The organism is Mesorhizobium kowhaii, from assembly GCF_042431665.1.
Classification (GTDB): Bacteria; Pseudomonadota; Alphaproteobacteria; order Rhizobiales; family Rhizobiaceae; genus Mesorhizobium; species Mesorhizobium kowhaii.
The window spans coordinates 1-9,795 of the sequence record NZ_JBHLYT010000050.1; the positions used below are offsets into that span (position 1 = coordinate 1).

The 9,795-nt window shown below is 57.4% G+C and carries 8 protein-coding genes and 1 pseudogene; 2 read left to right on the forward strand and 7 right to left on the reverse strand.

Annotation, left to right across the window (positions count from 1 at the left end):
* Window positions 1-148 precede the first annotated feature (148 nt).
* The 7 genes and pseudogenes from ACFFNA_RS26230 to ACFFNA_RS26260 all read right to left on the reverse strand — a co-directional run bounded on the left by ACFFNA_RS26230 (window position 149) and on the right by ACFFNA_RS26260 (window position 8,504).
* Window positions 149-487: a slr1659 superfamily regulator gene (locus tag ACFFNA_RS26230; RefSeq protein WP_111544545.1), complete on the reverse strand. Its 339-nt coding sequence runs from the start codon at window positions 485-487 to the stop codon at window positions 149-151.
* An 18-nt stretch (window positions 488-505) separates the two neighbouring features.
* Window positions 506-1,066: pseudogene (locus ACFFNA_RS26235) on the reverse strand (slr1658 superfamily regulator).
* Window positions 1,067-1,068: 2 nt separating this feature from the next.
* A complete protein-coding gene (locus ACFFNA_RS26240) occupies window positions 1,069-3,435 on the reverse strand; it encodes a SpoIIE family protein phosphatase (RefSeq protein WP_378922800.1) in 2,367 nt (788 codons plus the stop codon).
* Window positions 3,432-4,610 (reverse strand): methyltransferase domain-containing protein, encoded by a 1,179-nt coding sequence (locus tag ACFFNA_RS26245; RefSeq protein ID WP_378922802.1) that lies wholly within the window; start codon window positions 4,608-4,610, stop codon window positions 3,432-3,434. Before ACFFNA_RS26245 ends, ACFFNA_RS26240 begins: the two co-directional genes overlap by 4 nt.
* Window positions 4,607-5,080 carry a ubiquinone biosynthesis methyltransferase UbiE gene (locus ACFFNA_RS26250; RefSeq protein ID WP_245445882.1) on the reverse strand — a complete coding sequence of 158 codons (474 nt, stop codon included), beginning with the start codon at window positions 5,078-5,080 and terminating at the stop codon, window positions 4,607-4,609. Before ACFFNA_RS26250 ends, ACFFNA_RS26245 begins: the two co-directional genes overlap by 4 nt.
* Before the next feature lie 225 nt (window positions 5,081-5,305).
* Window positions 5,306-6,955 (reverse strand): putative bifunctional diguanylate cyclase/phosphodiesterase, encoded by a 1,650-nt coding sequence (locus ACFFNA_RS26255; RefSeq protein ID WP_378922810.1) that lies wholly within the window; start codon window positions 6,953-6,955, stop codon window positions 5,306-5,308.
* A gap of 406 nt (window positions 6,956-7,361) precedes the next feature.
* Complete coding sequence (locus tag ACFFNA_RS26260; protein ID WP_378922804.1) at window positions 7,362-8,504, reverse strand: helix-turn-helix domain-containing protein; 1,143 nt, start codon at window positions 8,502-8,504, stop codon at window positions 7,362-7,364.
* Window positions 8,505-8,735: 231 nt separating this feature from the next.
* On the opposite strand from ACFFNA_RS26260, the gene ACFFNA_RS26265 reads away from it, so the two are divergent.
* Together ACFFNA_RS26265 and ACFFNA_RS26270 are read left to right on the forward strand one after the other, a co-directional pair.
* Complete coding sequence (locus ACFFNA_RS26265) at window positions 8,736-9,038, forward strand: hypothetical protein (protein ID WP_378922806.1); 303 nt, start codon at window positions 8,736-8,738, stop codon at window positions 9,036-9,038.
* A gap of 115 nt (window positions 9,039-9,153) precedes the next feature.
* Window positions 9,154-9,384, forward strand: a complete 231-nt coding sequence (locus tag ACFFNA_RS26270; protein ID WP_378922808.1) for a hypothetical protein — start codon at window positions 9,154-9,156, stop codon at window positions 9,382-9,384.
* Window positions 9,385-9,795: the final 411 nt, after the last annotated feature.

Here is a 9,795-nt window from a genome sequence, read left to right on the forward strand (position 1 = left end):
CCGTAGCCCCCGCTGAAAACACGCAGGGCAAGGTTCAAACATGGGTCAATTCTCGGTGGAAATATCCTGGGTTGCCGGGTCAGTTCTCAGTGGCAATCAACAGCGCTCTTGCACCACGCAGTCCTTTGGCTGATTTCGAGCGACCTGGTTAGTCCATCAAAAGCACCAGAGCGGGATGCAGCTTCTTCAGATTCGGCAATGATTTCGATTGCCAGGGTATGTCGGGCGTTCCACGCACGACGAGTCGAACATCGGGATGCTTGCGCACCTCGATGGTAAATTTCGCCAGCAGGTTGATACCGGAAGAGTTGAGAAAGTGAAGGTCCTTCAAGTTGAGCGTAATGGAGGAGGGATTTGAGGCAAGAACACTGGCCGCCAAAGCCGTGATAGGCGCACCGGCTTCGGAACTGGCGAGCCGCATGGCACCGTCGAAAAAAATTTCGCTTCCTTCAATCCACACGCGGTAGTCGTCTGTCTTGATTTCCATGGCCTGGCTTCGTTTCATCTAGTTGTGAGTTTGCGAGATCGGAATGGAGGCATATGTCTCCAGGCAAATCCGATCGCTTTCGTCGGCGGAGCTGAATATCCAAGCCAGGCGTGCGCCATAGTCGCTCATCAACGTCAGCAATCCGAGTCCGGAGCCTGCCATGTCGGGGTTCGCGGCATTCGCTTCAATTCGCTGTATCAGCAGGTCTCTGGGGTCGCCAACCGTGATGTCCGCCAGGAGGTTTTGGAACTCGGACGCGTCTTCACCATCGACGTCGTTCGACACCTTGAGCTTGAAGCACTCCGAATCCATCGACGCCTCGATCACGATCTCACCCGGTGCGCGAAACTTGACGGCATTTTCGATGAGCTCGTTGACCAGATATCCGATGCTATGGCGCACTTCCCTTTAGTCATTGCGGGACGACTGAAAGCGCAACGCGAAAAGATCGGCGATGAAGTCCGAGGTCGTGGCACAATGACGCCAACTCAAGTCGAGAGGTCCGTCGAACAGCCGCACGCGACTGACACTCTCCTTCATCCCGATTGCAACGTCAGGGGTACCGAACAGCGTGGTCATGCCTATGTGTGCCTTATGATCACGAGGGTGATGTCGTCGTGGATCTTCTGTATTCCGATATGGGCCATCAGATCCTCGATGATCCCGGTTTTGATTTCCTCGGCGCTCCTGCCATGACGTTTTCGTGCGCTCTGGCAAAGGCGCTCGAACCCGAACAGTCTTTTGTCCTGGTCTTCCGCCTCGGTCACACCGTCGGTGTGCAGCACGATCACGTCGCCGCTCCCGAACTTGATGTCATGCGTGTCAATGAACTGCGAGATGTCACTCTCCAGACCAACCGGCAGACCCAGATCAAGCGTGTCGATGCGTTCGACTTCCCCGTCCGCACGGACGACGAGAACGTCCTCATGCTGGCCGGATAGCGTTACCCGCCCATCCTCAAAGTCAAGGAAGGCCAGCGTAAGATGCTTATCGGTGTTCGTCCGCTCGATGTTCTTGTAGATCGCTCTGTTCAGCCGATCCAGAAACTGGTGCGGATCCGCTTCGTTGGTCTCCTGCAGCGCGCGTGCAACGGATTGGACCATCAGCATCAGCACGCCGCTCTCGAGACCATGACCGGTCACGTCGCCGATGCCGATCTTTACCCGTGATCCGTTCTGCAGGACGTCGTAGTAGTCCCCGCCGACCTCGTCCGCCGGCCGCATATACGCTGCGATCTCCAGCCCCGGAATCGCTTCGAGTTCGAATGGTTTCGGCAGGACCATCATCTGGATCTGCCTGGCAACTGCGAGTTCGGCACCGAGGCGGACGTTCTCGTCCCGCAACTTTTCGTTGAGTGCGGAAATCTCCTGATTTGCGTCCCCGAGCTCCCTGGTTCGTTCGTCGACGAGTTGCTCGAGGTTTTCCGTGTGAAAGCTGATCTCCTCAGCCATCCGGTTGAAGGCAATCCCTGCCGCTCCTACCTCGTCGCGCGTTGGAATGTTCACGCGGACTGAATAATCTTTGGACTGGAGCTTCTGGGCGGCGCTGGCAAGCGCCCTGAGGCCCGCGGTGATCCGTTTCGAAATCCCGAGCACGGCCGCAAAGACAATCAGAAGCGAAACGACGATCGCGCCGACCTGGAAGAGCAGGATACGATTGGTTGCGCGGGAAATACTCTTCTGCGCGGCGAACAGGGACGCATAGATCTCCCCTTCGGGAACGACGATCCCGACCGACATCGTTTCGGACTTGATCGGTCCCGAACTCCACAGATTGGTCGGTTTCAACCTCTTGAGAACAACAATGTAGGGAACGCGTTCGCCCTTGTTGTCGAGCATGATATGCTGGATGACACCGTCATTGTTCTGGTCGAGAGGCAGCGACGCGATAGCCGGCTGCGTACTTCCCCGCAGAGACCTCTCCAGGCCGGTGACGCCCTGCGTGCCGGCATCGCTCGATGAAGTCAGGCCGATGATCGCCTGGCCCGACGGATTGATCGCCACCACGTTGCCGGTCGACATCGTGAGGAAACCGAACCCGGTTTCAGCGATCTTCACCCTTTCAACGACTTCCGCGAGCTGATCGAGCGTGATGTCCGCCCCCGCCGTGCCGGCGATACTGGTGCGATCGCGCGTCCACAGCGGGTGGAAAAAGCTGACGATCAGCTTTCCCGTGATCGCATCGGTGTAAGGCGCTGTCTGGGTTATGTCGTCAGGGACCGGACGTGAGGCTGGATCCTTGGCCCATTGCTGCCATGAACCATAGATTCCCGGAAAGAAGAACTCCCAGAACTCCGCCTTGTTGTGGCCTGGATAGAGCCGGTCGAAGGTCTGTGCCTGGTCCGTATATGGCACCGTCCTGAAGATCGGCCGTTCTTTTGGACCAATATAGTACATCTGCAGTTTGGACGCCCCGCTGGCCATGAGAGTCGGTGCGACGAGATCGATCACGGTACTGTCTTCTATTTCCTTCTGAACGCCGGGCAGCGGACTGTGGTCGGCGCCCAGCAGGTAGCCCCAGACGCTTACCACGGAAGGCGAGCCCGGCAGATTCTGCGCCCAATCGCCCTTAGTGTCGTAGACGACCTTCACGGAGTCGGGCGCCTGATGCGAAAGCGTCGCTCCGACCTGTTGCTGCCTACTCGGATCGTCGATCTGGGCCTGCAGCACGCCGGCCAGCGCCTTGACGTCCCCATGAACCCGATCGAGCAGCAGGTCGACACTCAACGCCGTCGAATCGGCATAGGAACGAATGTATTCCTGGTTTGCTGTCGTCAGGCCCTCACCGACTTCCGATGTGGCGTCGCGCGACAGCTTTTGAACGTTCCAAAGCGCCAGGCCGCCACTCAGCAGGAGGTCGAACAGTACGGCGCCGCCAACGACCAATACGAATTTCGCTCGAAAGGAGCGCAGGCCGAAGCGTGGTGTAGGCTCATTGTCGGATTTCATTGCGGCCGTCGCCCCGATGCGACCCAGATCGGCCAACCCGCATAACCCTTGGGGTGGAGTGCAGCGAAAATGTGGTCCTGGAAGCCCTGCCGGAACCGTGCGACGAACTCCGGTCCGTCGCCGCGTCTGGTCGCCATCTCGCCCGCATAGACATTCGCCCAGGCCACAATGACATCGGCGAAGTCCTGCGGATCGCCGTCCAGGTTAGTGACCATGAAGGACTCGACACGTATATCTTCGAACCCGGCTTCGACCAGGTATCGCCGACTCTTGGGCCCAAGCTCGACATCCATCTCGAAATGCCCGAACAGCTTCGCCACCTCGTTGTAGGTCCAACGAATGCTTTCGGAGCGCGGCTCCCCGAGGCAATGCGAATTCTTCTCGTTGGTAATGTAGACCCGCCCGCCCGGCTTGCATATGCGATAGAGTTCCTTGAGGATGAGTTCAGGCCGATTGAAGATTTGCAGTGAATGCCGGCAGGTGACCAAATCGAACTGCGCTTCGTCGAGCAGCATCTCCGACGCATCGCCATAGGTATATTCGATGCCCCGGATATCGAACTCCCGCATCACTTGTCGAGCATAGCTGAGGCTTGACATGGAGTGGTCGAGGGCGACGATCCGCGATGGCTGGAACTCCTTCTGCACGAGCACGGCGAAATCTCCGATCCCGCAACAGATGTCGGCCATGACGATCCCGGGCCTCATGCCGTGTCGCGGCAAGATTGCGCGCTCGTGGCGCCAGGTCATCTTTGTCTGTGTGCGGAGGATCGGAACGAACCCGCCTTCCTCGAGGAAGCCCTGCCCCGGATAGAATTCACTGTCATACTCCTCGACCGTGATGTTCGGTTCGATTCCGCTCAAGCGACCGAATTTTCGCGAGGTCCATCCGACGACGCTTGACGTGATGACGACGAATTTGAGATCGGGTCGAGCGCGACAGGCATCAATGATGATCCTCGAAAAGGCGTAAAACGCAGCGTTGTTCATCTGCGTCAGGCGTCTGACATTGATGTAGAGAACGCCGCACACGCGGCCGATCGCATCGCGAAGCAATGCCATGCTGGGCCCGAGCTCATCGACCGCCTGAGGCCGGACCACCCCCCATATGGAGAACTCCTGGTTGTTCGCGTCGTATTGCGCCTTGAAGCGCGGGAGAAGGTCATAAGGGTTCAATTTCGCAGGCCCTCAAGCGGAAGATCGACGACAAGCTTGATTGCATCGCCATCGGCTTCCTCGACCCTGAGTGTCGCGTTGTAGTCGACAGCCAGTTCCAGGAGTACGACCTCCCGGCTGGGCGCGAGATCCCCGGACACCGAGTTAAGGTATCGCTCCCCGGCCTCGAATCCTGCGACTTGCGACACGGCCTCTTGGTAGAATCGGCGCTCCCCTGGCACGCAAGGGAATGTCAGCTCGATCCTATCCGTGGCGCCATGGCGAGACACCCTGCATGCCAATTCGCCGTCGGCATGGCGGGTACGAAAGACGACTTCCAGCAGTTCGTTAAAGGCAGAGGAAAAGAGATTTGAATGCCGGACCGAGTCTGATCTATTTTGACTGATCATGCGGGCCATGTATGTCGAGACATAATCGCAGTGTCTCCAAGCGGAGACGAAAGCTTTGATTTCCATGTCGATCTGGATCATGGGCTCAAAAGTCGGCTCGCCAGCTAGGTCATGTTGAACAGGTCCCATCGGCATCCTCCCATGTTCCATCAGTATTGAGCCCTGGTGGGGCAATGACCTCCGAGGCTGAAAATTTCACCGCGCCCCGTAACGAGTCACTCTCGCACTGACTCGAAGGATTGCGCGGTATCTGTCTCGATCGTTTCTACAAATCTCCACTTCACCGTTAACAAAGGGTGCAAGGCGCTAGACCGCCCGATTTGATTCCTCCATCGCTCGTACCACCCTCAGCGGGGACCGCCTGATGAAATCGTTGGTTGCTTCGGCTCCGAGCGGCCGTCCCAGGAAATTACCTTGCAAGCAATCGCAGTTTTCCTTGATCAGCCATCGTGCCTGTGCCGACGTCTCGACCCCCTCGGCAGTGACACTTATTCCCAGGCCGTGCGCCAGATTTATGATCGATCGCACGATCGTTTGGCTTTTGAGATCGGTCTCCAGGTCCGCAATGAAGTACTGATCTATCTTCAACGTGTCGAAGGGAAAATTCTTAAGGTAACTCAACGACGAATAGTACGTTCCAAAATCATCGAGCGATATTCGTATTCCCAATACGTTCAGAGTGTTTAATGTATCGATATTGTCGATCGTCTTCTCAAGAAGAACCGTCTCGGTTATCTCGAGTTCAAGCCGGTCGGGTCGGATTCCAACTTCGTCGATGACCTGAGCAACCGTGTCTGTCAGCGAACCGCCAAGGAACTGAGCCGGCGACAGGTTCACCGCGACTGTCAGCGAGGAAGGCCAGGTCAATGCCTGGCGACAGGCTTCCTCGAGCACCCATCGTCCAATGTCGTCCATCAAACCGTCGGCTTCGGCGATCGGGATGAACACGCTGGGAGGAATGACCCCGACGTCGGGGTGCCGCCACCGCAGCAGCGCTTCGAAACCGATCACCGACGAGGGGGGCCGAATGAGCGGCTGATATTCCAGATAAAGCTCGCCCCGCTCCAGCGCGGTTCGAAGGCTGCGCCTCAGATTCTCGCGTTGCTCGAGCAAGAGCAGCATCGAACGGTTGAATGTTCGAGCGCAGCCGCGCCCATCTGTCTTGGCTGCGTAAAGAGCAATGTCAGCGGCTTTCATCAGCTGCTCGCCATCGGTCCCGTGCTCCGGCCCGAAAGCAATTCCGATACTCGAGCCGACGAAGACGGGAATACCGTTGATGACGAAGGGGGCCTTGAACGCGTCGACCAGCGATCCGGCGAGGCGCTCAGCCTCTGCTGGCTGCTCCCTTCCCAATTGGATGACAGCGAACTCATCGCCGGCATACCGGTACGCGGATTCGCCATCCTGCAGCGCGTCGCGGATACGACCCGCCGCGAGCTGAAGGAGCGTATCGCCTGCTCCATGGCCGAGCGTGTCGTTGACCGCTTTGAAATCATCGAGGTCGATCTGCAGCAGGGCGATTTTCGACTTTGGTTCGCCGAGGGCCGCCAGTGCTTGCTGCAGCTGCTCGCCGAATCGCCGCCGATTCTGCAGTCCGGTCAACACGTCGTGCGTCGCCTGATGGAGCAGAATTACATGCTCTTGCTCCTCCGCGACGCTCCGCCCACCACGCCCCCTTGATTCGATGATTCCCACACCATTTGCAGTCGCGAAAACGAAAGCGGACCGCGGCGCTTCGCCCGATGATCGCGGCAAATCGATGCTTGCCGGCGAGCCGCCGTGGAACACACGAAGAAATTCGTCGCGATACCTCGCATCGAGGAAGCTCGGATAGATCTCCCAAATGGCGGCACCCGGCGCCACCGCGCCTCCGTACACGCCTTTGAGCTTGGTTGCGTAGTGCGTCAGACAGAAGTCGCGGTCATAGAACGACAAAAGTTCGGCCGTGTTCGCCAAAAGGTCAGCGAGAAGCGTTTCGCCGGGACGTGGAACATCGCTTGAGGAAGGCCCCTCACTCTCCGTGCCGACGCCTGATGCGTCTGGATGCAATAGCCACCTCCATAGGCGGTGCGAATCCGCGCCCCCAGTGTAAAAATAGCATAACTGTCAAGCTTGGCAAACTTTCAACTCCCGGTCTTAACAAGTTCCGCATGCGGCGTAGTTGCAATGTATGCTCTGCTGTGATTGGCGGCGATAACGATGAGCAATCCCAGTTGGTTAATAAACCGGAAATTGGCGGGAATTGGCCATATGATTGATGGCGCGGGTGGACGCGACACGAAATATTCTGGTCCACGGAGCGGCGTCGCCTTCCCCGCCCCTGTTTTAAGCCCGCCCATCTCAACCATCGCCGATCCTGCACTCAGCTTCCGAGCGCTTTGAGCCAACCTTCAAAGGACGAGGCCTTCTCGTGTTCAGCAAGCGAAACAGAGTGGGCGGGGCGCGGCAACACCACAGTACTGCGGCCTTCGCGGGGGCTGTAACCGAATTCCTTGCTGAATGCTCGACTGAAATTGGCCGCTGAACTAAACCCGAAGGTCTCGGCAATATCAACAATTCGCCGGCTGTCCGCCGGATCGCTGAGTGCAACATGAGCTGCCAAAAGTCGGCGACTTTGTATGTAATGGAGAACACCACCGCTCGGTTCGAACAATTGATACAGACGAGAGCGCGATACGCCGAGCGCCCGGCACATTGAATCCGGTGTCAGATGAGCCGCATCCAGATTGGTTTGGACGTATCGACGCGCGCGCTCCATCAGCGCGACACTCGCCAATTGTTCGGCAGCCGCGGCATGTTCCGCCGGAGGCGCGAGGCAGGCAATGATCATGCTGCGTGTTGCGTGTATGATGCGGGGCAGATCTTCGGCCGTGAGACTGCGCAGTCTTGCTTCGATGCTGTTGACGTAGTCGACGAAGAGGTTGGCAAAGTTGCCGGACAGAATTGAATTGTTCTTTGCGTCGAGGGTCGACGCCGCATCAGAGAACAAATCACGCGGTAGATAGAGAAAGAGACTTTCCGAGTCCGTTACCCTCCCGCGAAACGGATAGCCAAGCGATCTGATCTCCAATTTGCCCGACTGGTTTTCCGCAACGCGGCGATCCACCTCCGTCCACGACCGGCCAGTACGTGGCAAGACGATATACCAGTGATCGATCGAACTGGATCGGAGCTTCGCGGCGGAACGCATGTAGCTATGTGCCGGCGCGCGCTGTTGAACGATCAGCATGCCACCGAGATTCCAAGCCGTGTGGTCGGCGGGAAAGCCATCGTCCGGCGATTTGTCTTCCGGCAACCTGACCTCGACAAGCGGCGCCATATGCGCTTGCCAAGCAGCGAATTGATCCTCTGGCGCCAGTTCGAGCGTTGAAAAGGGCAGAGGTTCGAGCACCGGCGCGAGCGATGGAGCGGCCTCATTGTGGGGTTGACCTTCGCGCGGCCAACGACGCCGATCAAGGTCCCGCTGCTGCCTCGCAAGGGCCTGGTCTTGCCTCTTAGTGTCCATCGCGTGGTGCCATATCCGATTCGGGTATGCCCATGCCCCTCACAATCATGTGGTGTATTTCAGGCATCTGGCAAGACTGGCGGAACCCGAGTCGACAAAAACGGCGATCACGCTGGATTACAGCAAGAAATGCATTCCGAGATAAGTTTCTGGATGCGAAGCTAACGACACTCTTCAACCTGGCGCGTAAGAATCTGGCATCGTGAGATAGTAGTTGAGGAGACAATCGAAATGAACACAAAGCTCAACAGCGAAGCTCGTCGCAAGATAATTCTTGATGGATACGGTAACAACGAGCCGCTGAAAGTTATTGCGGAAAAGATCGGATGCTCGCTGGCGAGTTTGAAAGTCACCGCCAGTAAACTCGGCTGCACTCGAACCGCGAAAGAAGCGGCGGAATTTCGGCGCGGATTTCACATCCCGGAACACAAACGGCAAGATTACTACCAGCTTATGATTGCTGGGCAGTATAAAGCTCGTGAATGCGCGCTGATTTTGGGACTATTAACAGAGGAATCATCAGGCAACAGGTAAACTTATTCCAATACACTGTGGACGATATTATCATTTAAGCATTCCATCGCGTCAGCGGTTCATTAGTAAAAGCCCGCCGCCAAGCACGGGGGCGGGCCCTGAAAGGTTCGCACAGATGCTGCGTCGGCGTTTCAATCGCACCTGCCTGAGCCCCCTCGATCTGGCTATTTGCGAGCGCGTGTTCGATCAGGTCTGCGAGGATGAGAATCTCGACCCTTTGGACCTGGACGCAGAAATCTTGGCGGTGATGGTTGTGGCCATTTTTCGAAATGCTCACACCTGCGAGCGCGAACTGCTGGAGGCGGTCAGGTCTCGTCGGCAAAAGGCTGCGGGAATCGGACATTAGTAGATGTCGCCCAAAAAGTGCGCAGCGGTTTTGGTACAACGAGATGGATAACAGCAGTAACCTAAGGCGCGTCGCATGAATCCGTTCAGTCGCGAGGCGCTTTAGCCAGGGCACCGGACTGAAAACCGGCGCGGGCACGAGTTCTCGGTGGTTTCAATCCCACTCCCTCCACTGGTTGAGATTTGCTTCGGAAGATCGTTTTTGGTGCAAGCGGACCTGTTAGCCGTGATGTCGGCTGTCGTGTTTGGGTCAGTTGGAGACTTCAATCCCACCTGCTTGAATGTCTGCCATCGCTTTCTGGATGCTAGAAGCTGCCATTCCGCTTCCGTGAAGAGTTTCGGGCGCCGGCAGGCGTACGAAAGTCCCCGAGGAAGGAACCCGCGGGCCACAGTCGATGGCTATGGAGATTTC

What these genes read in the sequence shown, in the direction of transcription:
- ACFFNA_RS26230 (WP_111544545.1), bottom strand. Translation starts at nt 487, where the DNA reads ATGGAAATCAAGACAGACGACTACCGCGTGTGGATTGAAGGAAGCGAA.
- ACFFNA_RS26240 (WP_378922800.1), bottom strand. Translation starts at nt 3,435, where the DNA reads ATGAAATCCGACAATGAGCCTACACCACGCTTCGGCCTGCGCTCCTTT.
- ACFFNA_RS26250 (WP_245445882.1), bottom strand. Translation starts at nt 5,080, where the DNA reads ATGATCCAGATCGACATGGAAATCAAAGCTTTCGTCTCCGCTTGGAGA.
- ACFFNA_RS26260 (WP_378922804.1), bottom strand. Translation starts at nt 8,504, where the DNA reads ATGGACACTAAGAGGCAAGACCAGGCCCTTGCGAGGCAGCAGCGGGAC.
- ACFFNA_RS26265 (WP_378922806.1), top strand. Translation starts at nt 8,736, where the DNA reads ATGAACACAAAGCTCAACAGCGAAGCTCGTCGCAAGATAATTCTTGAT.
- ACFFNA_RS26270 (WP_378922808.1), top strand. Translation starts at nt 9,154, where the DNA reads ATGCTGCGTCGGCGTTTCAATCGCACCTGCCTGAGCCCCCTCGATCTG.